General features: G+C 67.1%; 19 protein-coding genes. 12 read left to right on the forward strand and 7 right to left on the reverse strand.

Translation table 11 applies throughout. From position 1 onward, the window contains the following. Positions 1-71: 71 nt before the first annotated feature. Both RPE78_RS17995 and RPE78_RS18000 read right to left on the reverse strand, forming a co-directional pair. On the reverse strand, positions 72-1,664 hold the full coding sequence (locus RPE78_RS17995) for an alpha/beta hydrolase-fold protein (protein ID WP_330628289.1): 1,593 nt from the start codon (positions 1,662-1,664) through the stop codon (positions 72-74). Positions 1,665-1,691: 27 nt separating this feature from the next. Continuing rightward, positions 1,692-3,827, reverse strand: coding sequence for a TonB-dependent siderophore receptor (locus tag RPE78_RS18000; RefSeq protein WP_330628290.1), 2,136 nt, complete (start codon positions 3,825-3,827; stop codon positions 1,692-1,694). A gap of 182 nt (positions 3,828-4,009) precedes the next feature. Here RPE78_RS18000 and RPE78_RS18005 point away from each other — a divergent pair, with 182 nt between their 5' ends. Next, entirely contained in the window at positions 4,010-4,957 is a 948-nt protein-coding gene (locus RPE78_RS18005) for an AraC family transcriptional regulator (protein WP_330628291.1), read from the forward strand. Between the two features lie 61 nt (positions 4,958-5,018). After that, positions 5,019-6,848 (forward strand): tannase/feruloyl esterase family alpha/beta hydrolase, encoded by a 1,830-nt coding sequence (locus tag RPE78_RS18010; RefSeq protein WP_330628292.1) that lies wholly within the window; start codon positions 5,019-5,021, stop codon positions 6,846-6,848. 152 nt (positions 6,849-7,000) lie between these two features. On the opposite strand, the gene RPE78_RS18015 is transcribed toward RPE78_RS18010, so the two are convergent. Then, positions 7,001-7,711, reverse strand: a complete 711-nt coding sequence (locus RPE78_RS18015) for a contact-dependent growth inhibition system immunity protein (protein WP_330628293.1) — start codon at positions 7,709-7,711, stop codon at positions 7,001-7,003. A gap of 102 nt (positions 7,712-7,813) precedes the next feature. Between RPE78_RS18015 and RPE78_RS18020 the strand changes: the two genes are divergently transcribed. The 10 genes from RPE78_RS18020 to RPE78_RS18065 all read left to right on the forward strand — a co-directional run bounded on the left by RPE78_RS18020 (position 7,814) and on the right by RPE78_RS18065 (position 18,474). Further along, positions 7,814-8,455 carry a hypothetical protein gene (locus tag RPE78_RS18020; protein WP_330628294.1) on the forward strand — a complete coding sequence of 214 codons (642 nt, stop codon included), beginning with the start codon at positions 7,814-7,816 and terminating at the stop codon, positions 8,453-8,455. Between the two features lie 409 nt (positions 8,456-8,864). Continuing rightward, positions 8,865-9,671: a putative hydro-lyase gene (locus tag RPE78_RS18025; RefSeq protein ID WP_330628295.1), complete on the forward strand. Its 807-nt coding sequence runs from the start codon at positions 8,865-8,867 to the stop codon at positions 9,669-9,671. 339 nt (positions 9,672-10,010) lie between these two features. After that, positions 10,011-10,844, forward strand: a complete 834-nt coding sequence (locus RPE78_RS18030; RefSeq protein ID WP_330628296.1) for an aldolase — start codon at positions 10,011-10,013, stop codon at positions 10,842-10,844. Continuing rightward, entirely contained in the window at positions 10,841-11,992 is a 1,152-nt protein-coding gene (locus tag RPE78_RS18035; protein ID WP_330628297.1) for a Gfo/Idh/MocA family oxidoreductase, read from the forward strand. Before RPE78_RS18030 ends, RPE78_RS18035 begins: the two co-directional genes overlap by 4 nt. Next, on the forward strand, positions 11,989-12,651 hold the full coding sequence (locus tag RPE78_RS18040; RefSeq protein WP_330628298.1) for a D-lyxose/D-mannose family sugar isomerase: 663 nt from the start codon (positions 11,989-11,991) through the stop codon (positions 12,649-12,651). The genes RPE78_RS18035 and RPE78_RS18040 overlap by 4 nt, the downstream gene beginning before the upstream one ends. Then, the gene (locus RPE78_RS18045) at positions 12,648-13,688 is read left to right on the forward strand and encodes a carbohydrate kinase family protein (RefSeq protein ID WP_330628299.1); all 1,041 of its coding nucleotides are present in this window, start codon (positions 12,648-12,650) and stop codon (positions 13,686-13,688) included. Before RPE78_RS18040 ends, RPE78_RS18045 begins: the two co-directional genes overlap by 4 nt. A gap of 80 nt (positions 13,689-13,768) precedes the next feature. Then, on the forward strand, positions 13,769-14,782 hold the full coding sequence (locus RPE78_RS18050; protein WP_330628300.1) for a substrate-binding domain-containing protein: 1,014 nt from the start codon (positions 13,769-13,771) through the stop codon (positions 14,780-14,782). Between the two features lie 67 nt (positions 14,783-14,849). Then, positions 14,850-16,397: a sugar ABC transporter ATP-binding protein gene (locus RPE78_RS18055; protein ID WP_330628301.1), complete on the forward strand. Its 1,548-nt coding sequence runs from the start codon at positions 14,850-14,852 to the stop codon at positions 16,395-16,397. Then, positions 16,394-17,398 (forward strand): ABC transporter permease, encoded by a 1,005-nt coding sequence (locus RPE78_RS18060; RefSeq protein ID WP_330628302.1) that lies wholly within the window; start codon positions 16,394-16,396, stop codon positions 17,396-17,398. The genes RPE78_RS18055 and RPE78_RS18060 overlap by 4 nt, the downstream gene beginning before the upstream one ends. Continuing rightward, positions 17,395-18,474, forward strand: a complete 1,080-nt coding sequence (locus RPE78_RS18065) for a hypothetical protein (RefSeq protein WP_330628216.1) — start codon at positions 17,395-17,397, stop codon at positions 18,472-18,474. Before RPE78_RS18060 ends, RPE78_RS18065 begins: the two co-directional genes overlap by 4 nt. 62 nt (positions 18,475-18,536) lie before the next feature. On the opposite strand, the gene RPE78_RS18070 is transcribed toward RPE78_RS18065, so the two are convergent. From RPE78_RS18070 to RPE78_RS18085, 4 genes are all read right to left on the reverse strand, one after another. Then, the gene (locus RPE78_RS18070; RefSeq protein ID WP_406721732.1) at positions 18,537-19,658 is read right to left on the reverse strand and encodes a LacI family DNA-binding transcriptional regulator; all 1,122 of its coding nucleotides are present in this window, start codon (positions 19,656-19,658) and stop codon (positions 18,537-18,539) included. Positions 19,659-19,817: 159 nt separating this feature from the next. Continuing rightward, entirely contained in the window at positions 19,818-20,615 is a 798-nt protein-coding gene (locus RPE78_RS18075; RefSeq protein WP_330628218.1) for an ANTAR domain-containing protein, read from the reverse strand. After that, positions 20,608-21,768, reverse strand: coding sequence for a transporter substrate-binding domain-containing protein (locus RPE78_RS18080; RefSeq protein ID WP_339110103.1), 1,161 nt, complete (start codon positions 21,766-21,768; stop codon positions 20,608-20,610). The genes RPE78_RS18075 and RPE78_RS18080 overlap by 8 nt, the downstream gene beginning before the upstream one ends. A gap of 8 nt (positions 21,769-21,776) precedes the next feature. Further along, complete coding sequence (locus RPE78_RS18085; RefSeq protein WP_330628220.1) at positions 21,777-23,294, reverse strand: amidase; 1,518 nt, start codon at positions 23,292-23,294, stop codon at positions 21,777-21,779. Position 23,295: the final 1 nt, after the last annotated feature.

Genomic DNA, 23,295 nt, shown 5'->3' on the forward strand with positions numbered 1-23,295 from the left:
GCATTCAAACCCGACAAAATCACTTTCCACAGCGCCCGCTTATCGCCACAGCCCCTAGGCCATAAGCCGCCCTAGCCTGTCAGGCCGAACAGCGCGATCAGCCCTTCGGTGATCTTGCCGCGCCAGACATAGCGGTCATGCCCGCCCGACCACGGCGACCACAGCACCTCGCCCCCGCGCGCCGCCAGCACGCTGGCCACCTGACGGTTGCTTTCCCAGATATCTCCGGCCAGCGCATCGCCGCCGCGCGCGGTTTCAGACAGCCCCGCGCCCAGAAAGACCCGTGGCATCTGCGGGGCCTGTAGGAGGCGCTGGGTGATCCATGACGACGCCGCCCGTCCGCGCGGCTCGGGCGCCCACCAATACGACCCCGACAGCGCGATCACCGCCCCGAAGCGGTCGGGGCGCTCCAGCGCCACCCGCAGCGCCGCGAGGCCACCGAAGCTCTCGCCCACCAGCACCGTGCGCGCCGGATCGGGCCGCAGCCCGATCTGCGCGGCGATACGGGGCACCAGCTCGTCAGCCAGCATCGCGGCGAAGGCCGGATCCTGCGGCATCTCCGCCGCGCGACGGGCGGCGTCGATCGGGTCCACGAAGACCACCGCCATCGGCGGCAGGCGGTGCGCGGCGGCAAGCTGGCGCAGCGCATCGGGCAGATGCATCCCCTTGGCGGCCTCTGTCCCGTCAAGCACCACGGCCAGCACCGCGCGCGGGTCCTGCGGCGTGAAATCCGGCGTGGTATAGAGCGCGATCGCGCGGCGGTTGCCCAGATGTCCGGAGCCGAAGACCTGCCACTCAAGCGCCAGAGCCTGCGCCGGAAAGCCCGCCTGCGCGGGGGCCTCCGGCCCGTCAAACACCGAGTACGCCATATAGGCATCGGCGGCCGGTGCCAGCCGGTGCGGATTGAGCGGATCAGCCTGCGCGACCGCCAGAAGCGCCGCGCGGCGGGCCTGCGCGGGACCGGGAATATCGGGCACATCCACCGCCAGCTGATAGCTCAGCCGCGTATCGCGCGCCACGCGGTAGCTTTTGTAGAACAGATCGGTCCCGCCAAGCCGCTCCAGCCAGTCGTGATCATTGCTGGGCCCGCCCAGTAGCCGCACATTGCGCTGCGCCCCGCGATAGAGGAAGGTCACCACCAGCCCCGCCCCTGTCTCTTCGACCAAGGGCGTGCCCCGCGCCACGATCTGCGGCCACAGCCGCTCCAGCGCGCCGCTTTGGCTGGCGATCTGCCCCATGATCGGGCTCGGCCATTCCGGCGCGGGCGGGTGCTGTTGCGCGGGCGGCACGATCCGGGTGAGCGTCAGCGAATAGGCCCCGCCCTGCGCCCCGCTGACCTGAAGAGCCCCCGCCTCGGGCTGCAGGAACCGGAAGCGCTGCTGCCCCGAGACCGCCGCCACAAGCTGGCGCACAGGCTGCCCCCCCTGCCGGAGCCTCAAGACCAGCTCCTGCGCGGCGGTCTCCGGCGCGAAGATCCCCTCGACATAGCTGCCCGCAGGGGCCGCCAGCACATAGTGCGCAGGCACGGCCTCCAGCGTGGCCGTCACCGTCTCGCCCTGCGGCAGGGGCGTGCCCCGCGTGCCGTGGTCCTGTGCCATCGCGCGCGGCCCCGCCCCGCCCCATATCGCCATCGCCATCACCATGCCCCGAAGCGCCGCTATCATCCCTCTTTGCATCCTGCGCCCCCCCCCTTAGAACGTGTAGCGCAGGCTGGCCGTCCATGTGCGCTCGTTGCCCACGAAACAGGCATAGGCGCTGGCACAGGAGGCCACATAGGCCTTGTCGGCAAGGTTCTGCACATTCAGTTGCAGCCGCATCGCATCCTGCGCCGACAGCACCGGCCCGAACTCGTATCCCAGCGCCAGATCATAAAGCGTGACCGCAGGCACCTCGAATGTATTGCCGCTATCGCCCTGCGAGCGCCCGATATAGCGCATCCCCAGCGCGATATCATATCCGGCCTGCGCGCGGTATTTGCCCCACAGGCCCGCGGTCCGTTCCGGCATCCGTGCCGGCGTCTTGCCGATTTCGCTGCTGCGGGCCGAATCCGCCACCTCCGCCTCGATCCACGAGGCCGAGCCCAGCAGGCTCCAATGCGCGTCAATCTCGGCCTGCGCCTCGATTTCCAGCCCGCGGCTGTCGATCCACCCGATCTGGCGCGGCGTGTAGGTGGCGCTGTCATAGGTGATCACGCCGGTCTGGCGCAGGTCGTAATAGGCCGCCTGCGCGACATAGCGCCCGTCCGGCGTGGCCCATTTCACGCCCAGCTCGTATTGGCGGGCCTGTGTCGGGTCGAAGGGCGTGCCGCTGCCCGAGGCCTCTGTCACCGGCTCGAAGCTGGTGGCATAGCTGAGATAGGGGCTCAGGCCATTGTCGAACGCATACAGCACCGCCGCACGGCCGGTCAGCGCCTGATCGGAAAAGCGGCTGCGGCTGGCGGCCTCGTGATCGGTGATCTTGGAGGAGAAATCGTCAAAGCGCAGCCCGCCCGTCACCTGCCAGCGACCGAACGCGATCTGGTCCTGCACATACAGACCGGCCTGCGTGGCGCGGGTGGTGGTGTCGGAGACACGGCTGTTCAGATCGAAGCTGTCATAGCCGTAAACAGGGGCCGTCCAGTCGATCGGGGGGGCGTCATAATCGAAGCCCCACTGGTAGTTACGGGTACTGCGCCGATAGTCCAGCCCCGCCAGAAGCCGGTGTTCGGCCCCGCCCGGATACGCCAGATGCGCGACCGACAGATCGACCAGCGCCTGATCCAGATCCTCGGTGCCCCCCGAGGCCGTGCGCGAGATCGTCCTGCCATCCTCGGCCAGACTGCCCCAGACAAGGCTGCGGAACCCCGTCCGGATGCGCGACAGCCGCGCATTGGCGCGCAGCGTGGTCTGCGGCCCCAGGGCCTGCGTCAGGCTGGCCGAAAGCGCCTTTGTGGTGCGGGTCGAGCTGTCCCATGCCGGGTCCGACACGTTGAACGCCCAAGGGATCAGCGCGCCGGTCGCCGTGGGAAAGAGCGACCCCGCCGCCTCGCGGAAATTGCGCAGCCCCGCATCGGGTTCGTTCTGCACCAGCCCCGCCAGATCCAGCGTCAGACCCTCGCGCGGGTGCCAGCGCAGCGACGGCGCGACCGCATAGCGCTGTGTCTCGCCATCCTCTTCCTGCGTCTGCGTCCGGTGCCCCGTGCCGACCACGCGCCATGACAGCGTCTGCGACAGCGCCCCGCCACGGTCGAAGGCCAGCCCCGCATGCGCACCGCTGCCGGTGCGGGCCTCCACCACCCCGTGATGCGCCCCGTCGGCGCGTTTCGAGGTCATGGCGATCAGCCCGCCCGGATTGCTCTGCCCGTAAAGCGCCGAGGACGGCCCCTTGAGCAATTCGACCCGCTCCAGAAGCCAAGGGTCGATCTGCCCGAAACTGCTGCCCCCGAAGGCCAGCCCGTCCAGAAAGCGCGGCACATAGGAATAGCCGCGCACGAAGGTCTCGTCGGTCAGGTTGGAGGTGCCGCGATATTCGGTCAGGATGCCCGGCGCATAGCGCAGGGACTGGGCCACCGATTGCGCGCCCTGATCGGCGATCTGTTGCGCCGTGACCACCGACACCACCTGCGGCGTCAGCGACAGGGCGGTGGCGGTTTTGCTGGCGCTCAGGCTGCCTGCGGCAATATAGCCACGGGTCTCATGGGCCAGATCCTCGCCCCGCACGACCACTTCCTCAAGGGCGACGACCGCCTCCTCGGCCAGCGCGGGTGCCGCGCAAAACAGCGGCGCGACAAGCGCCAGACGGCCCCAGAGGGCGGAACGGACAGGGGGCGGGACACAGGGTCGGGACATGGCGGCTCCGGCGCGGATGAATACTTGATGTTTTCACTTGGTTATTATAGCGAAGCCGGACCCCGCACCATGCGCGGCACGGGCGGTTTTCCGACAAAGCCCTGCGTTTTTCCGACAATCGGTCAGGCGCGGCCGACGGAAGACACCCAACGGGACGATTCAAAAGGGCAACCGGACGCATCATGAGTATTCACCGCTATCCTGGCAATTTTCGGGTGGGCGTGCTGGACGAGCCCCGCGCGGCGGTGCTGGAGACGGACGTGTCGATGCTGGAGCCGAAGGTGATGGTCTTTATCCTGCTTTCGGGCTACCAGCGCTTCCGTCTGGCCACGCAGCGCTGCGTGCTGGATGCCGCACAAGGGCCTGCGGGGCTTTTGCTGCGCATCAACCGCCCGCTTGAACACCAGTTCGAGGAAAACCACGGCGCCCCGCTGACCAAGATCTCGATCGCGGTCAGCACGGAATGGGTGGACGGGCTTGCCCCCGCCCCCCCCAGCGCCAGCCCTGAGCCCGCAGAACACAGCCCGCCCCCTGCCGGACCAAAGCACGCCGACCTGTGGGTGCAGCCCTTCGTGCCCGCGCCGCAAAGCTGCAATCTGGCGCAGGCCATCCGCAGCGCGCCCAGCCCGATGCAGCGCATGAGCCTTGGCCTGACGCTGCTTGACAGGGTGCTGGCGGCCTCGGCGCAAAGCGCGGCGGGCGAGGCACCCCCCCTCACCGGCCCGACCGGAACATCCCGCCCGATCCCCCCGCCCGACCCACTGGTGCCCGACCTGCTGGTGCCCGACCCACTGGTGCCCGCCCACCCGCTGCTGGACCGCCTGCGCCGCGAAATGCGCAAGGCCCCCGCGCGGACCCGCACCGCCCCCGCCCTTGCGAAAGCCTGCGGCATCGGCCTGCGCACGCTGGAACGGCAGGTGCAGCAGGATACGGGGCGCGGCCTGGGGGCGGTGCTGCGCCGCGAGCGGCTTCTGATCGGCTTTCACGCCCTGTCCCGCGGCATGCCGGTGATGCAGGCGGCGAGTGCGGCGGGCTATCAGTCCCGCACCAGCTTCGGCAGCGCGCTCAAACGCGAATTCGGCCTGTCACCTGCCCAGATCCTGCAACAGGCCGCGCGGCAGATCTGGTAGCCGCGCGCCCCGTGTTCCACCCGCTCACCCCACCTTTCCTGTCCTATGAAAGACCCGACCCATGCCCCCTTCCACCCGATATATCGTTCAGGCCAGCCTGCTTGTGCTCTGGGCGCTGACGCTGCTGGTGCCGCGCCCTGCCGCCGCCCAAAGCCAGCTGGCCCCTGTGCCCCCGATCCGCAGCTGCGCGGCCCTTGCCGACACCGATCTTGCCGCCATCGCGGGGACCGGAAGCGCGGTCACCGCCACCGAAGAGACCCTCTCGGACGGGATCGCGGTCTGCCGCGTCACCGCCACGCTGGCCCCTGCGATCACGCTCGAGGTGCTGCTGCCCACACGGACATGGGCGCAGCGCTATCTACAGGTCGGCTGCGGCGGGCTTTGCGGGCGGATCAGCCTGCGCTCGGGGGCCTCGAACGGCTGCGCCCTGCTGACCGATGGCGGCTTTGTCATGGCGGCCACCGATATGGGCCATGCGGGCGATGACAGCGGCGCATGGGGGCTCGATGCGCAAAAGCGCCGCGATTTCGCCTATCGCGCCCAGCATCTGACCGCCAAGGCCGCCAAGGCGCTGATCACCGCCTTCTACGGCCAGCCCGCGCGCTATGCCTATTTCAACGGCTGCTCGGATGGCGGGCGCGAGGCGTTGATGGAGGCGCAGCGCTACCCCGAGGATTTCGACGGGATCATCGCCGGTGCACCGGCCATGCTGTTTACGGTGCAGAACACGCTCTATCACGGCTGGCAGGCGGTCTCGAACACCGGCGCCGACGGCACGGTGACGCTGCTTTCGGACCGTTTGCCGCTGCTGCACAAGGCGGTGCTTGCGGCCTGTGATGCGCTTGACGGCGCCGAAGACGGGCTGATCTCCACCCCCGCCGCGTGCCATTTCGACCCCGCCAGCCTGATCTGCCCCGCAGGCCAGAGCGACCACTCGGCCTGCCTGACCGCCGCCGAGGCCGAGGTCGCGCGCCGGTTCTACCAAGGCCCGACGGACCCCGAAACCCACCAGCCGCTGACGGCGGGCCAGCCGCTTTACGGCTCGGAGCTGAACTGGGCGGGCGTCTATGTCGCCGATCAGCCGCAGGACGGGCTGATGAGCACCAATGCCGCGCTGCCCGCGATCCGCTATCTGGCCTTCGACCCCGCCCGCCCCGAGGCCGATCTGGCCAGCTTCGCCTTCACCCGCGCCACGCTGGAGGCGCTGCGCGCGCGGCACCCGCTCTTTGATGCGACCGATCCCGATATGTCGGGCTTCGCGCGGGCGGGGGGCAAGCTGATCCTGTGGCACGGGCTGGCCGATCCGCATATCGCGCCCGCCAATACCGTGGCCCTGCACGAGGCGATGATCCGCCAGATGGGGCCGCAGAGGGTGGACGGGTTCGAACGTCTCTACCTGCTGCCGGGGGTGGCGCATTGCGGCAATGGGGAAGGCCCCTCCAATCTGGATCTGCTCTCGGCGATGATGGCATGGGTTGAACAGGGGCAGGCCCCCGACGCCATTCTGACCACCACCGCCGCACAGCCCAGCCGCTTCGGCGCGCCCGATTTCGCCCCGGACCGCGCGCAGGCCGCAGGCGCTGCCCTGCCCGAGGGGGCGGCCGCTGGCCCGCGCGCCCAAAACGGGCCGGATGGTGGGCGTCAGGGCCGGACAGGGCCCCGCCCCGAGGGCCCGCGCGCCGAAGGGTCCGCACAGGTCACCCCGATGAGCCGTCCGGTCTATCCCTATCCGTTCATCGCGCAATGGGATGGCAAGGGCGATCTGGCCAAGGCCGAAAGCTGGTCCAAAGGCCCCGCGACCCAAAGCGTGACCCTGCGCGACTGGGCCGGTGCCGATCTCTTCGGCACGGCCTCCTATGCGGCGCGCCAGACCCAGCCAGACCCGCAATAAGGCGCATCGCGACACAGGCACGGGCGGGGTCTCCCCGCCCCTCGCCGCAGGTCGCGCGCCCTGCCTGCCCCGCGCGCCATACTCGCCCCTGCGCAATCCCGCATATGCGTTCCGACCCCTCCCGCCAAGCGCGATGTGCTGGACCGTTTGCTTCAGGTGCAGCGGCGAAGGGCAAGGCGCATCGCAGCGCCGAGCTCCGCATCGCTCACCTGCGCTGAAATCCGCACGTTATCGGCCTCGGTAAGCTTGCCCAGATCCCACGCTTCAAGTTTGACATGATTATTCGGCGCTATGTCGATTTCGGCCTTATCCATGTCGAGTTCGACATGACACAAGCGCATCTCGGCAAACATCTTGCGCTTGGTCTTGTAACCACACCGCGCCATCGTTTCTGCCACCCAGTTGAGATAATTTGCCTCATGGTTGCCGCTTTTGAATTCGGGAGCAATCTCGACAAATGTCGGCCATGTCATCCCGTCCGGTGCGGGGTTTAAGGCCACTACTCGGCTGGCAGAAAGTGAATCGCGCAAGGCTGCGCCAAGCTCCGCATCGTCAGTCGCAACCTCAAGAATATGTTCGCGTCCCTTCGGATCGTGAAACATACCGCTGCGAAGGCCAGAACGAGTCTTGATAAAGTAGAAATCCTGGTTTTGCATGATTTGGCACCAACGCCGGGTCTGAGTAATTTCGCGCATATTCAGTCCTTCACAACGTAAATTTCCACGCTGACGCCGCTTGATGCACCAGAACGGGTGACGGTCCCATAAGGGGCCTTTGACGGCAATCAGAAAGCCATAACGGGACAGGCAACAGGCAAGGACATCCGTGGCGCGTTCGTGGCCTGCACGGCTTGCGTCAGGCATCACTTACGCTTAGTCAAAAAGCGTTCGCGCTTTCACATTCAGACCTTCGGTCTTTGAGAGAGGCCCCCCCCCGTTCCGGACCGCATCCGGAAGGACTATGAAATGAAACGAAGATATATCGTCATAACGTGCCTTGGCCTCGCGGGTGGGAGTGCCGGCTTCCTGTTTTGGAGCGCCGTTGAAAACAACAAAATACGTACGATGACGCTCAGCTTCGGGGCCGATAGCACCTCTCCGGCGGTGGTAACGCATTTTGCCATTGAAAGTCCCATAACGCCCGTCGAGCCGTTCATCGCACATGGCATGGCGGATATATCTATGCCGCGTTCGTCTAGCGCAAATGTGCTTGGCGTACCGTGGGATGCCAAGCATGATGGGATCTGGCAGGTATCTGCACAATGGGTCGAATTGCCGACAAATATCACTTGGACGGCGACGGTCGATGTGCCTATCAAGGACCTGACCATCGCCTATCATGCCTATGAACTGACAGTATTGTTCGGGCCGAATGGTGCGCTGACAATCGCATCGGATAAAATCGGGAATGCCCTGTCTGATCTCCGCGATGTCGCATTTGTCTGCGCAACGATGGGCCCGCCGCCAGAACGTGTGTGGAAAGAGGCCACCAACTATTTCCCGCAATTACCACAATATATCATGACCTTCTCGGACGCCGAATTCCAAGCGGCGCGGCGCTCCCCGCGCTGCCCCGCACCCGAAGGTCCGTCAGAGGAGGGGGAGTGAGATCGATGCTGCCGCGGCAAGTGCCGCAGGGCCAGACCTGTCCGGCGAAGCGGGCAATCCCGTCCGGACCTGCCCCGAGATTACTCTGGAAATCGGGGGGGGGGGCGACGGCCCCCTGAACAACCGCTAAAATGTTCTGGCCATCAGGTCTTCCACCGCGATCAGGTCCCGTTCAACCCGCCTTTGGTGAAGGGCCGCCATCTCTTGCGCGTTGCACGAAAATGGCGGCCTCGCCAGTGGAAGATCGTCGCGCCTCGCGTCCTTGGCCCGCTGCAGCCACAGACCATCCTGCTGCATATCCGGACGCGAAAATGCCGATCCGAAGACCAAGCCGCTGCGGACCACATTCGCGCCATTGCTTAATTCACGCGGTCGTCCGATAGTCCCCCGACCCCAACCGGAGAGCCCGATGACAGATCTCAGCATCCCGCATATCTTACGGCAAGAAATCCGCGCCCGCCGTTTCCGCGCACCGACCACAGGCGTGGGTGGTGATGCGCTTCAGGCCAATCTGGTGATCCTGCCCGAGGCCGAAGCCAGCGCCTTCCTGCGCTTTGCCCAGGCCAATCCGCAGCCGATCCCGCTGCTGGCCGTCAGCGAACCCGGCGCTGTGGCCCTGCCTTCGCTGGGGCAGGATATCGACCTGCGCTATGACCTGCCGCGCTATCGTGTGTGGCACGAAGGGGTGCTGACCGAGGAGCCCGAAGAGATCGCCGCGCTCTGGCGGCCCGATCTGGTGAGCTTTGCCATCGGCTGTTCGTTCAGCTTCGAGGCCGCGCTGGCCAAGGCGGGCCTGCCGCTGCGCCATCAGGAGGCGGGGCGCAATGTGCCGATGTATCGCACCACTCTGGCCACCCGCCCCTCGGGGGCGTTTCACGGGCCCGTGGTGGTGTCGATGCGCGCGATGCCCGCCGCTGCGGCCATCGAGGCGGTGCAGATCTGCGCCCATATGCCGCTGGCGCATGGCGCGCCCGTGCATCTGGGCGATCCGGCCCAGATCGGCATCACAGACCTGATGCAGCCCGATTATGGCGATGCGCCGGTCATCGAACCGGGCGATATTCCCGTGTTCTGGGCCTGCGGTGTCACCCCGCAAGCGGCTATTCTGGCGGCCAGACCCGCCTTCGCCATCACCCATGCGCCGGGCTATATGCTGGTCACCGATATCGCCGCCGATCAGGCCGAGCGGCATCTGCGCGGTGTGCATGGCCTCTAGCTGACCGCCCCCCCGACGCAGGCCCGTGTCCGGCGCCGCCGCACACGCCGCGCCGGAACGCCCGCCACGGGCTGAGAGGCGCGGCTTTCTGTCATGGGCTGCGGCCTGTGTGGCGCGGCGTCGGGGCGGTTTTTGCGGTGCTGCGGGGGTGTCACCCGCCCGCATCGCTGAAAAAATAGATCAAAAATATATCATATTTCCCGCAGCTTATCCGGCAAGCCCGCCTTTGCGCCGTGGCAGTGGCGCAGGAAAGAGTTGACTGAAAACCGGATTCGCATAGGCTCGTCTGGAATCGTTTCCACATGTGAGGAACCCGGAAACGATCTGGAGGAGAAAATCATGAAACAGGCGCGGATGAACCGCCTCTTTGCCCCTTCGGGCAACTGCTTTGACGTGGCCATCGACCACGGGATGTTCAACGAAAAGGGCTTTCTCAACGGCATCGAGAATATGAAACAGGCCGTCGAGATCGTGGCAAAGGCCGCCCCCGATGCGATCCAGTTGCCCCCCGGCACCGCGCCGATCCTGCAGGCCCGCCCCGGCAAGGACCGGCCCGCGCTGGTGCTGCGCACCGATATCGCCAATGTCTATGGCACCCCCCTGCCCCGCCTGCTGTTTTCCGAGGTGATCGACAAGCCGGTGGAGCAGGCGATCCGGCTGGATGCGGCCTGTGTGGTGGTCAATCTGTTGATGCTGCCCGACGAGCCCGAGGTCTATCGCGCCTGTATCGCCAATATCAACGCGCTCAAACATGTCTGCGATCAGGCCTCGATGCCGCTGATGGTCGAGCCGCTGGTGATGCAGGACAACACCAATGGCGGCTATATGGTCGATGGCGATATCGACAAGATCCTGCCTCTGGTGCGGCAGGCGGTGGAGCTGGGCGCCGATATCATCAAGGCCGACCCCTGCACCAATCCGGCCGAATATCACCGCGTGATCGAGATCGCGCAGGATATTCCGGTGCTGGTGCGCGGCGGCGGCAAGGTCTCGGATGAGGAAATCCTCAGCCGCACCAAGGTATTGATGGAACAGGGCGCGCGCGGCATCGTCTATGGGCGCAATGTCATCCACCATGCCGATCCGGCGGCGATGACCCGTGCGCTGATGGCGGTCGTGCATGAAAACGCCACCGTGCCGCAGGCGCTGGCGCTGCTGGGGGCGGGGGCATGAGAACCATCCGTTTCGGCATTATCGGCTGCGGTCTGATGGGGCGCGAATTCGCCTCTGCCGCCGCCCGCTGGATGCATCTGACCAAGGCCAGCGCGCGGCCCGAGATCGTCGCGGTCTGCGACACGAACAGCGATCTGATGGGGTGGTATCGCGACAATATCCCGACCCTCTCGCAGATCACCACCGACTATACCGAGCTGCTGGCCAATCCCGATGTGGAGGCCGTCTATTGCGCGGTGCCGCATGTGCTGCATGCCGAGATCTATCCGGCCATTCTGGCGGCGGGCAAGCATCTGCTGGGCGAGAAACCCTTTGGCATGGATCAGGCGCAGAATGCCACGATCATGGCCGCGCTGAAGGCCCGCCCCGATCTGCTGGTGCGCTGCTCGTCCGAGATGCCGTTCTATCCGGGGGCGCAGAAGGTCATCGATTTCGTGCGCTCGGGCGCCTGCGGCCGGATCCTCGAGGTCGAGAGCGCCTTCCTGCACAGCTCCGACATCAACCCCGACAAGGTGATCAACTGGAAGCGCATGGTCGAGGTGAATGGCGAATATGGCTGTATGGGCGATCTGGGGATGCATGTGTGCCATGTGCCGCTGCGCCTTGGCTGGAAGCCCGCGCGGGTGCAGGCAAGCCTTGTCAAACGTGTGCCCGACCGCCCCGATGGCCGTGGCGGGCGCGTGCCCTGCCGCACATGGGACAATGCCACCATCACCGGCATGGTCGAGGATGCCGACGGGCAGGGCCGCTTCCCGCTGGTGCTCAAGACATGGCGCATCGCGCCGGGCGAGTCCAACACATGGTCGCTCAGGGTGCTGGGGATGGAGGGCTCGGCCTGTTTCTCCACCAAGAACCCGCGCCAGTGGCAGTTCATGCGCTATAGCGCGGGTGGCGGCCAGACATGGCAGGTCGAGGATCTGGGCTTCACGCCGCAATTCCCCACCATCACCGGCGGCATCTTCGAATTCGGCTTTACCGATGCGATCCAGCAGATGTGGGCGGCCTTTGTCGAGGAACTGGCCGGCGGCACGGCCTGCGGTTTCGGCTGTGCCACCCCCGAAGAGGCGGCAGACCATCACGCGCTGCTGACAGCGGCGCTTGCGGCGGGCCTGTCCGGTCAGGCGCAAGACGTGGACTACCCCTCATGAAGCGGTCGGAAATCAACACCGCATTGCGCAGCGCGGAGGCGATGCTGGCGCATCACCTCTGGGCGCTGCCCGACTGGGCGGGCTGGGATATGGCCGATGTGCTGCGCCACCGCGACCACAGCCGCTGGCTGGCCGAGCGGCAGCTTGGCTGGGATGTGACCGATTTCGGCTCGGGGGAATTTGCCGCGCGCGGGCTGACGCTGTTTTGCGTGCGCAACGGGCTGGCGCATCTGTCCGGCGAGGAACGCCCCTATGCCGAAAAGCTGCTCTTTGTGGGGGTGGGGCAGGAAACGCCCTTCCATGCCCATAAGCACAAGCTCGAGGACATCATCGTGCGCGGCGGCGGCACGCTCTGCGTCGCGTTCACCCCCGAGGGCTATCTGGGCACCGGCGCGCCGCCGCAGCAGATCCGCATCGACGGCGCCGCCCATCCCGCCTTCGACCGCATCCACCGCCTGCGGGCGGGCCAGAGCATCACCATCCCGCGCGGAGTACAGCACCGGTTCTGGGGCGAGGAGGCCCCCGTTTTCGTGGCCGAGGTCAGCCAGTGCAACGACGATCAGGGCGATAACTTCTTTCTCGGCGGTCAGGGGCGGTTTTCCGAGGTAGAGGAAGACGAGCCGCCCTATCGCCTGCTGTGGAACGAGGTGCCGCAATGACCGCCCCGACACGGCGCGGCATTGCCTGTATGGGCAACTGGATCCTCGATATCGTCCATGACATCGGCCATTGGCCGGAGAAATCCGATCTGGTCGGCATCTCGCGCCAGACCAGCGGGCTGGGGGGCGGTGCGGCCAATGTCTCGGCGGATCTGGCGGCCCTGGACGGGGGCTATCCCGTCTATCCGATCGGGCTGGTCGGGGACGACAGCTTCGGTGACGAGGTCCATGAGCGGGTCGCGCGGACCGGCCTTCAGGCGCGGCATCTGCGGCATCTGCGGCGGGTGCGGGCGGGCGTGACGGCCCATACCCATGTGATGAACGTGCCCGGTGACAGCCGCACTTTCTTCTATCATGCGGGCGTCAACAACGATCTGGCGCAGGACAGCGTGGATCTGGCCGCGCTGGCCGATGCGGGCTGCAAGCTGTTCTATCTGGGCTATCTCAACCTCTTGCCCGCGCTTGATAAAATCGGTGCAGACGGGCGCAGCGCCGCCTATCACCTGCTGCGCGGGGCACAGGCGGCGGGGATGATGACCTGCGTCGATCTGGTGTCCAGCGCCGCCCCCGGATACCGCGCGGTGGTGCAGGCCACGCTGCCCGCGATCGATGTGCTGTTTCTCAACGAGGTCGAGGCCGCCCGCGCCACCGGACAGCCGGTCGCAGGCCCCGCCGACCGCCACGGGCTGGAGGCCGCCGCACGGGCGCTGCTGGCACAGGGGGTGGGCCATGCGGTGATCGTGCACACCCCCGCGCTGGCGCTCTGGGTCGCGCGGGAGGGCACGACGGTCCATGAGGTGGCCCCCGTGCCGCCCGAGGCCATCCTCAGCCCCGTGGGGGCGGGCGATGCGTTTGCCGCCGCCGTGCTGCATGCGCTCCACGAAGAAAGACCGGCGCCGGAGGCTCTGGCGCTTGGATGCAAGGTGGCCGCCCTGTCGCTTGGAGGAGCGACGGCCACCGATGCGATCCCGTCTCTGGCAGAGCTGGGGGACACAGCCCGCAGCCCCTGCCTGCGCGGGCAGGCCCATATCGGTTAGGCCATAGCGGGGAGACCCGTATCGGGGAGGTCCGCATCCGCGTGGCCTTCTGAAACCGGACATAAAGGGAGGAGAAAACAATGGGTTATATTATCAACAGACGGAACGGCCTTGGCATGGCCACGGCCTTGGGCCTGCTGGGGCTGCTGGGTGGCCTGCTGGGCGGGCTGCCCGCGCAGGCACAGGACACACCGGCGCCGGACGCGCAGGGCAAGACGGTGATCGCCAGCATCGTCTTCATGGGCGACCAGTTCATGACCTCGATGCAATCGGGCATCCGCGATGTGGCCAAGGCGCATGGCGCGGAGGTGCTGGAGCTGAATATCGATGGCGATATCACCAAAGAGGCGCAGGCCATCGATACCTATATCTCGCGCGGGGTCGATGCGATCCTGATCGCGCCGGTCTCGGCCACCAATTCGGCGGCGGCCCTTGCGCGGGCCAAGGCGAAGGGCATCACCATTGTCGCGCTTAATGGCGGGCTGGCCGATCCGGATCTGGCCGATGCGACATTCGCCACCGAGGACCGCGAGCTGGGCACCCATACCGGCGAGGCCGCCGCCGCCTTCATCAAGGACAGGATGGGCGGCCGTGCCAAGATCGGCATTCTGGCCTTTTCCAGCCTGCTGCCCGAACAGTCGGCCGCCCGCGTCGGCGGCTTCCGCGACACTGTCACCAAGGGCACCCAGATCGACATCCTCGGCACGCAGGATGCGTGGATGCCCGAGAAAGCCGTGCAGGTGGCCACCGATATGCTGACCGCCCATCCCGATATCAACCTGCTCTTCGCCGCCAATGAGGGCGGCACCGTGGGCGCGATGCAGGCGGTGCGCAATGCGGGCCGGATGGGCAAGGTCTATGTCTTCGGCATCGACGGCTCGGAACAGCTGGCGCGGGGCCTGATGGCCAGTGACGATGTGCTACAGGCCACCACCGCGCAAAGCGGTCAGGCGATGGGGCGCGCCGGTGCCGAGGCCGCCTTCGCGCTGATGGATGCAACGGGACAGGTGGCCAAAATGAACAAGGTGCCGGTGGTGCCGCTGCAACGCGGCCAGAAAGACGCCATCATGCGCTATGTGGCCACCCTGCGTTAAGCCGCCATCTGCCTGCCAACCGCCGCGCGGCGGTTGGCACGTTCCCCTCTGGCTGCAAGGAGAGAGAATGAGCCGCCTCGAATTCACCGATCTCACCAAACATTACGGGCCGATCAAGGCCCTCGAAGGGTTCACCCATAGCTTCGCCTCCGGTCAGGTCCATGCGCTGATCGGCAAGAACGGCTCAGGCAAGAGCACCCTGATCAAGATGCTCTCGGGGGCGATCCGGCCCAGCCGCGGGGGCCTTGCCCTTGACGGGGTGCCGATGGCCTTCGACACCCCCGCCGATGCGCTGGCCGCAGGTATTGTCACCGTGTATCAGGAACTGTCGCTGGTGCCGGGGCTGACCGTGGCCGAGAACCTGTTTCTCGGACGTCTGCCCAAGCGCGGGCTGCTGGTGGACTGGGCGCGCCTGTACCGCGAGGCGCAGGCGCTGCTGGCCGATATCGGCGCACAGGATATCGACCCGCGGGCCGAAGTCGCCAGCCTCTCTGTCGGGCGGCAGCAGATTGTCGAGATCGCCAAGGCGATGAGCCTGCATCCCAAGGTGCTGCTGCTGGACGAGCCGACCTCGGCGCTGGCGCAGGCCGAGGTGAACCAGCTTTTCGATCTGGTCAGACGGCTGGAGGCGCGGGGGGTGACCATCCTCTATATCTCGCACAGGCTGTCGGAACTGCCACGGATCGCCAGAACCGTGACCGCCATCCGCGACGGGCATTTCGTGGGCTCTGTCGCAATGGAAGAGGCCGACCCGCAGACCGTTCTGGACCTGATGTTCGGCGATCTGCCCCCGCTCGAACGCCCGCAGCGCAAGATCGACACCCGCGCACCGGCGCTTGAGCTGCGCAACCTGCGGCTGGCCCCCTATCTCAAGGATGTCTCCTTCGATCTGCATCGCGGCGAGGTGCTGGGGATTGCGGGCATGCTCGGGGCCGGACGCACCGAGCTTTTGCATGCGCTGTTCGGCGCGCGCCCCTTTGACAGTGGCCAGCTGACGGTGAAGGGCAGGCCCTATCCCCGCCCCACCATCGCGCAGATGAAGGCGGCGGGCCTTGGCTATGCCTCCGAGGACCGCAAGGCCGCGGGGCTGGTGCAGGAGCTGTCAAGCCATGCCAATCTCTGCCTTGCCGCGCTGGACCGGATCGCCCCCAGCGGCTGGACGAGCCTGCGCCATGAGGACCCCCATGTCGCCAAGCAGATCAAGCGGTTACAGATCAAGATCGGCGATGCGATGCTGCCGGTCTCGGCCCTGTCGGGCGGCAACCAGCAGAAAATCGTGGTGGGCGGCTGGCTGAACAACGCGCCCGATATCCTGCTGTTTGACGAACCGGGGCGCGGCGTGGATGTGCAGGCCAAGCACCAGATCTACCAGATCATCTGGGAAATGGCCGAACAGGGCCTGTCCTGCATCGTCGTCTCCACCGAACTCGAGGATCTCACCGAATGCTGTGACCGGATCCTTGTGCTGCATGGCGGGCGGATCACCGAGGAATTCCACAACCACGGCCTCGACCCCAAGGCGCTTTACGCCGCCTGTATGCGCCCCGACCCCGAACAGCCCCCACAGCCCCACCCCAAACGCCTGGCCCCCGAACCGGAAGGAACCCCGCTATGAGCCTGCCCACCGCCTCGACCATCCCGCCCCTGACGCAGCGCCGGCTGGCCCTGACAGACCTGCTGCGCCGCCATTCCATGCTGGTGATCCTCGCGGTGCTCTACGCCATCGTGGCCAGCACCGCCAACGGCTTCATGACAGTCGATAACCAACTGAATATCCTGCGCAATATCGCCGTTCCCGGCATCATCGCCTGCGGCATGACGCTGGTGATCATCGCAGGCGAGATCGACCTTTCGGTGGGCTCGATGGTGGCGGTCTCGTCCTGCATCACCGCATGGGTGGTGCAGCGCGCCTCGGGCCATGCCTTCGAACCGCAGTGGTATTTCGTGGTGCTCGGGATCGTGGTGACGCTGGGCTTTGCCGCCGGTATCGGCTGGCTCAACGGTGCCCTGCGCCACCGGATCGGAGTGCCCACCTTCATCACCTCGCTGGCGATGATGGCCACGCTTGCGGGGCTGGCCAACCTGATCACCAACGGCTCGGCCATCGAAGCTTTCCCCTCGTGGTATTACATCATCGGCAGCGGGCGCCTGCTGGGGGTGCCGGTGCCGGTCTATCTGCTGCTGTTCACCTTCGTGCTGACCTTCGTGATTGCCAATTACACCACGCTGGGGCGGGCGATCTATTCGGTCGGCGGCAATATGGAGGCCGCGCGCCTGTCGGGCATCAATGTCTGGCGCACCAAGACGATCTGCATGATGCTGGTGGCGGTCTTTGCGGCGATTGGCGGCATCGTCTATTCCTCGCTGATCAATTCCGGCAATCCCACCATCGCGCGCGGCATGGAGCTCGAGGTGATCTCTGCGGTGATCATTGGCGGCGTCAGCCTGTTTGGCGGGCGCGGTTCGGTTTTCGGGGCGTTTATCGGCGTGCTGTTTCTGGGCGTGGTGATCAATGCGATGACGCTTTGGGGCTTCAACCCCTATGCCCAGCAGGTGGTGCGCGGGGCGCTGATCCTTGCCGCGGTCTTCGTCAATTTCACCATCGACCGCCGATGAGCCCCCCGCTTCCCCCTGCCCCGCTCCCCCCTTCCGCGCAACTGACTCCTGCGCGCGAGATCGGCCCCGTGCAGGAGCTGCGCTGGGACAGGGGCTATCTGGCGGTGCAGAGCCTCGGGGCGATGATCCGCGATCTGGCCCTGACCCTGCCCGATGGGCGCCTGCATCGCCCGCTGGCCCGCGCGCCGTGGCTGGACCGGCCCGATCACGGGCAAAGCGGGCTGATGGCGGGGCTGTCCGGCGAATGGCCCTGTGTGCCCTTCGGGGCCGCGGGCGAGCCGGTGGCCGCGCAATGGCAGGGCGCGGCAGGCATCTGGGAGGACCCGCTGCCACATGGCACGGCCGCCCATCTGCATTGGGATCTGGGGCTGGCCCCCACCCCGTCCGGTCCTTCCACCCCGATGATCACGGCCGAGATCGCGCTGCCCGCGCCCCATCCCGTCGCCCGCCTGCGCCGCACCCTGCGGCCACGGGGTTGCGGCCTCGAGATCGGGCTCGAGATCCTGCCACGGCGCGACGGCGATCTGCCCATCGGGCTGCATCCGGTTCTGGCGCTGCCCGAGCGCAGGGGCGCGGCCCGGATCGAGATCGACGGGCTGAGCCATGTCTGGACCCATCCCGCCGATCCGGCGGCCGACCCCTCGCCCGTCCGCCCCGCCCGACGGGCGGCGGGGCTGGCCGCGCTGCCGCTGCGGGACGGGCATCGGGGCGATGGGCTGGATCTGTCGCGCCTGCCGCTTGCAGGGGCCAGCGAGACGCGGCTTCTGGCGGTGGCAAAGGGCGGGGCGGTGCGGCTGCATGACCATCACGCGGGCCTGTGCACCGAGCTGCGCTATGACGCGGCGCTGTTTCCCGCGCTGATGATCTGGGTCTCCAATCGTGGCCGCGCCCATGCGCCGTGGAACGGGCAGCATCTGGCGCTGGGGCTGGAACCGGTGCGGGCCTGTTTCGATCTGGGCGTCGCGGCCTCCCGTGCCGCCACGCCGCTGCGTCAGGAGGGGGTGGCCACAACCTATCCCTTCCGCGCCGGCCACTGGCTTGCCACCCGTTACCACATCGGCATACGCGCCCTTTAGGGGCCTGCCATATGCCCCCCCGTCGCGGGGCGAAGAGACTGGGCGAAGGAAACAGGACAGGGTCAGCCAGAGCGCAACGGGGCGGTGGAATGCCGCTCGATCAGGGTCACATCCAGCGTGATCTCTTCGGCCCCGCCATGATCGACGGCCTTGATCCGCGCCAGAAGATTGTCCACGCTCTGGCGCGCGATCTCGTCCACCGGCTGGCGGATCGTGGTCAGGTCCGGCCAGACGCAGCGCGCCATCGGATTGTCGTCAAAGCCCGTCACCGACAGATCCTCGGGCAGCTCCAGACCCAGCCGCTTGGCCGCCCGCATCGCCGCCACCGCCGCGATATCGCTGGTGGCAAGGATCGCGCTGGGGCGGGCCGCCTGTGACAGAAGACCGAAGGCCAGCGCCTCGCAGGAGCGCACGTTATGCGTCTCGCCCAGCACCAGCGCGGGGGGCGCGAGCCCCTCGGCCTCGAAGGCCTCGATCATGCCCTGCGCCCGCAGCCGGATCGGCTCGGAATGCGACGGGGCCCCCAGAATGACCACCTCCCGATGGCCGAGCGCAAGCAGATGCCGCGCCGCCAGCCCGCCGCCCATCTTGTGGTCCGACCCGATGGTCAGCACCGGCGCGCCCTGCGCATGACGGTCGATGGCCACAATGGGAATGCCGGTATCGGCCAGCGCCTGCAACCCTTCCGGCCCCGCCCCGATCGCCGCCACCAGCAGCCCGTCCACCTGTTTGGCGGCAAAGGTGTCCACATAGGCTTTCTCGCGGGCGGGGTCTTCGGCGGTGGAACAGATCAGCGCCTGATAGCCCTGCTGGAACAGGCATTGCTCGATACGATGGGCCAGACGGGCGAAGAACTCGACCTCGAGCGAGGGCAGCATCACCCCGATCAGGTTGGACCGCCCGCTGCGCAGGGTCCGCGCCCCCGCATTGGGCTGGTAATTGAGCGCCCGCGCGGCCTGCTCGACCCGCGCGCGCACCTCCTGCGAGACATAGCCGCTGTGATTGAGCGCCCGCGAGACCGTGGACACCGAGGTGCCTGCCTGTCTGGCGATATCCTTGATGCTGACCATATGCCCCCGCTTCCGGACCTCTGCCTGTGCCACCGCTTCCCCGCACGGCCCGATCCCGGGGCAGGCCGCAAGCGGCGCGCCGCGTGGCGGAAGGCAGGGCCATAGCAAAGCCATAGCAAGACCCTCGGGCCTGTTGCCAATTCTCCCGCTTTTCGGGCGCAGGCGCAAGGCAGAACGGCAGGGGGCCAAACCGCGAAAGCGCGGCATAGAGGCAGGCGGCATAGCAACCGGCGGGGGCCCGACATCGGAGCTATGCCCGAGCGCAAAGCCGCCCTATACAGGCCCGCCCCGCTGCATCGGCCCATCACGCTCGGACCTGTCGCGTTCGGGCCCATCGCGTTCGGACCTGTCCCCGATCCCCCTGTCCCTGCCAGATCCTTCCCCCGATGATCCCGGCCCCGATACCCCCGGCCCAGATCCCCCCTGTCTTGTCCCCCGCAGCCCCGCCGCAGGCGGCGTGGTTTCGGCCAGAGCCGTGCCCAGATGGCGCGCGATGATCTCTTCGGCCAGCACCTCCAGCGAGCAGCGCCGGTTCATCGCGGTCTTCTGCAGATGGCGGTGGGTCTGCTCCGGCGGCAGGCCCTCGACGCGGGTCAGCAGGATCTTGGCCAGCTGCACCACCGACAGCGACAGATGCCGCCGCTCGACCTCGGCGATGCGCTGCGCATGGGCCTGCCGCCGTTGCCGGATGTCGCGCGCGATCAGCAGATTGGTCAACAATCCGAAGGGCTTGACCGGACGCTCGATCACCGCGGCCGCACGCAGCCCCAGCACGATCTGCAAGGTGGCGGGGTCTTCGTATCCGGCCAGCGCGATGATCGGCGGATGGCGGTCATCGACATGTTCGGCCAGCGCCAGCAGCTCGGCGCGGATATCGGTATCGACCGTGGTGATCACCACATCCACATCCAGCGGCAGCGCCTGCGGAACGGGCCAGCTCAGCTGCGGCAGGCAGCCGATGCGGATCAGGTGGCTCACAAGCTCCTGCGCCTCTTCCTCCGGAGGCAGGAAAACCAGCACTTTCATCCCCTTGAGGTCGCTGATCTTCGGCATGTTGCGGGCTTTAGACATGCTCCGGATAGGCCCCTCCGAAATGGTGCTGCACCATGAAGGGCTCGGGCTTGACCCTGCGCGCGGCCTCCCCGATCACCTCGAACACGCCCTGCGCGGAGGCCTGCGCGATGCGGGGCCACAGATAGCTGTGATGGGTGTCCATATCCAGCTTGACCGGCCCCTGCGGCGCGTCAAACCGCACCGTGCCGAGCGCCTCCAGCAAGGGCGATAGCCCCGCCTGCCCTGCCCGTCCGGCAAACCCCGCCTGCGCCGCGGCAAGGGCGAACATCCAGACCTGCGAATAGGCCGCCTCCGCCCCTGCGGTGATCGGGGCCTGCGCCCCGAAGCGCGCGCGATAGGCGGCCACAAAGCGCAGGCTGGCATCGCTGCGCAGCGACGAGAAATAGGGCGCCGCCGCCAGACAGCCCTCGGCCAGCTCGGCGCCCATCTGCGCCAGATCGGCCTCGTTGGTGGCCACGCTGGCAATCGGCACGCCCCGCCCGCGCAGGGGGCTGCGCGCGAAGGCCTCGTGCAGCTTGACCGTATCGCGCCCGACAAGGGTCGAGTAGATCACATCGGGGGCCAGTGCCTCGGCCTGCGCCATCACCTGTTGCAGCGCCTCGGCAGAGACCTCGAACGGCAGGTAGATCTCGGCGCAGACCGTGCCCTGCGCCTGTTCGAAAAGATCGCGCATGATGCGGTTGGATTCATGGGCGAACACGTAGTTATTGCCCACGAAAAACACCCGTTTGCCATAGCGGGTCAGGATATGCGCGGCCAGTTGCACCGAATTCTGGTTCGGGGCGGCACCGGTATACAGGCAGTTGCGCGAGAATTCGAACCCCTCGTAGAGCGTGGGATAGAACAGCAAGGCCCCCCGCCCCTCGACCACCGGCAGCGTGGCCTTGCGCGAGTTCGACATATGGGTGCCGAAAAACACCTGCACATCGGCCTCGGCGCAAAGCCGTTCGGCGGCGCGGCGGTAATCGGCGGCACCGGCCCCGATATCGGGCAGATGCGGCACCAGCGGGCGGCCATTCACGCCGCCCTGCGCATTGACCTCCTCGATCGCCAGACAGGTCGCGCGGATCTGGGTTTTCTCGACTTCGGCGGTCAGGCTATGGGGCGAGAACAGCAGCCCCACCGGCAGCCCGTCCGGTCTATGCGTCATCGCCGCCATCACAGAACCGTCCAGTCCTGCGCCGCCTCGAAGGCCGCCCCCGCCTGATAGAGCCGCGCCTCCGAATGGTCCGGCCCGACCAGCATCATCCCCACCGGCAGCCCCGCGCTGCGGCCACAGGGCAGGCTGAGCGCAGGCAGCCCCGTCGCGTTGAACGGCGCGGTATTGGCATTCATCTCCAGCGCACGGGTCACGAAGGTTTCCGGGTCGCAGTCCGGACCGGGCAGCACCGGAGCCTTGAGCGGAACAGTGGGCATCAGCAGAAGATCGACCTCCTGAAAGGCGGCAAGATAGGCGGCTTTCAACCGTCGTACCAGATTTTGGGCTTTGGCATAGTAATACCCGTCATATTTGCCACCAAAATGATGCGCCGCAAGCAGAACCGACTTCATATCCGGCGGAAAAAGCGCCGCATGGTCGCGCCAGTCGCGTTGTGCGCGCATCAGGCTGGTCACATACAACCCCTTCCAGTTCGAGCCGTAATTCAGCCCCTCCAGCAGCCGCACGGTGCCTTCGGTGGCAATCGGGGTCCAGATCGCATGCCCCTGACGGTGCAGCGGCACGCTGATCTCGTGCAGATCGGCCCCCAGACGGGCGAAGACCTGCGCGGCTGCACGGATTTTCGCATCGACATCGGCCTCGGAATTGGCCCAGCCGAACGCCTCGCGCAGCAGCCCGATCCGCAGCCCGCCACAGCCCGCCGCAAGGCCCGCGCCATAGCGGCCCGCCCGCACCGGCTGCGCGCCCTGACGCGGGTCCAGCCCGTCGGGGCCTGCCAGCACGTCCAGCACACGCGCATTGGTGGCGATATCGGCGGTCATGATGCCCGCATGGTCCAGCGTCTGCTCGACCGGCATGATGCCGGTATAGGGCACCAGACCCCAGGTCGGTTTCATCCCGACAAACCCCGCATAGGCGGCAGGGATACGCACCGAGCCGCCCTGATCGGTGCCGATACCGATCTCGACCTCGCCACTGGCCACCAGCGCCGAGCAGCCCGAAGACGACCCCCCCGCCGAGCGCGTCTCGTCATGGGGGTTGCGCACCGGCCCCTGATCGCTGGTATGGCTGCTGCCCGAGACGCAGAAGAATTCGCATTGCGCCTTGCCCTCGATGCGCGCGCCCGCCTCCAGCAGGCGGGTGACCACGGTGGCGTCGATCTCGGGCAGATAGCCGCGCAGCGGGCCTGCGCCATTCATCATCGGCACGCCCGCAAGGCAGATATTGTCCTTCAGCGCCACCCGCAGCCCCTTCAGCGGGCCTTCGGGCGCGCCCGCCACCGTGCTGCGGATGGCCCAGGCGTTATAGGGGTTGTCCTCGGGGGCGGGGCGCTGCCCCGGCAGGCGCGGGAAACGGGGCGCGGGCGGGGTGTCGGTCAGCGCATCGACCATCGCGTAGTCGGCGGCGACCCCCTCCAGCAGGCGGTGATAGGCGGGCAGCTCCGCCTCGGGGATGGCCAGTTGATAGGCGTCCGAGGCGGCCCGAACCGCCGCAAGATCCGGTTTGCGGATAGTCATG

The sequence above is a fragment of the Thioclava litoralis genome (genome assembly GCF_045278885.1).
Lineage (GTDB): Bacteria > Pseudomonadota > Alphaproteobacteria > Rhodobacterales > Rhodobacteraceae > Thioclava > Thioclava litoralis.

Coding starts and splice junctions, on each gene's coding strand:
- RPE78_RS17995 (WP_330628289.1), bottom strand. CDS start 1,664: ATGATAGCGGCGCTTCGGGGCATGGTGATGGCGATGGCGATATGGGGC.
- RPE78_RS18000 (WP_330628290.1), bottom strand. CDS start 3,827: ATGTCCCGACCCTGTGTCCCGCCCCCTGTCCGTTCCGCCCTCTGGGGC.
- RPE78_RS18005 (WP_330628291.1), top strand. CDS start 4,010: ATGAGTATTCACCGCTATCCTGGCAATTTTCGGGTGGGCGTGCTGGAC.
- RPE78_RS18010 (WP_330628292.1), top strand. CDS start 5,019: ATGCCCCCTTCCACCCGATATATCGTTCAGGCCAGCCTGCTTGTGCTC.
- RPE78_RS18015 (WP_330628293.1), bottom strand. CDS start 7,711: ATGCCTGACGCAAGCCGTGCAGGCCACGAACGCGCCACGGATGTCCTT.
- RPE78_RS18020 (WP_330628294.1), top strand. CDS start 7,814: ATGAAACGAAGATATATCGTCATAACGTGCCTTGGCCTCGCGGGTGGG.
- RPE78_RS18025 (WP_330628295.1), top strand. CDS start 8,865: ATGACAGATCTCAGCATCCCGCATATCTTACGGCAAGAAATCCGCGCC.
- RPE78_RS18030 (WP_330628296.1), top strand. CDS start 10,011: ATGAAACAGGCGCGGATGAACCGCCTCTTTGCCCCTTCGGGCAACTGC.
- RPE78_RS18035 (WP_330628297.1), top strand. CDS start 10,841: ATGAGAACCATCCGTTTCGGCATTATCGGCTGCGGTCTGATGGGGCGC.
- RPE78_RS18040 (WP_330628298.1), top strand. CDS start 11,989: ATGAAGCGGTCGGAAATCAACACCGCATTGCGCAGCGCGGAGGCGATG.
- RPE78_RS18045 (WP_330628299.1), top strand. CDS start 12,648: ATGACCGCCCCGACACGGCGCGGCATTGCCTGTATGGGCAACTGGATC.
- RPE78_RS18050 (WP_330628300.1), top strand. CDS start 13,769: ATGGGTTATATTATCAACAGACGGAACGGCCTTGGCATGGCCACGGCC.
- RPE78_RS18055 (WP_330628301.1), top strand. CDS start 14,850: ATGAGCCGCCTCGAATTCACCGATCTCACCAAACATTACGGGCCGATC.
- RPE78_RS18060 (WP_330628302.1), top strand. CDS start 16,394: ATGAGCCTGCCCACCGCCTCGACCATCCCGCCCCTGACGCAGCGCCGG.
- RPE78_RS18065 (WP_330628216.1), top strand. CDS start 17,395: ATGAGCCCCCCGCTTCCCCCTGCCCCGCTCCCCCCTTCCGCGCAACTG.
- RPE78_RS18070 (WP_406721732.1), bottom strand. CDS start 19,658: ATGGCTTTGCTATGGCCCTGCCTTCCGCCACGCGGCGCGCCGCTTGCG.
- RPE78_RS18075 (WP_330628218.1), bottom strand. CDS start 20,615: ATGTCTAAAGCCCGCAACATGCCGAAGATCAGCGACCTCAAGGGGATG.
- RPE78_RS18080 (WP_339110103.1), bottom strand. CDS start 21,768: ATGACGCATAGACCGGACGGGCTGCCGGTGGGGCTGCTGTTCTCGCCC.
- RPE78_RS18085 (WP_330628220.1), bottom strand. CDS start 23,294: ATGACTATCCGCAAACCGGATCTTGCGGCGGTTCGGGCCGCCTCGGAC.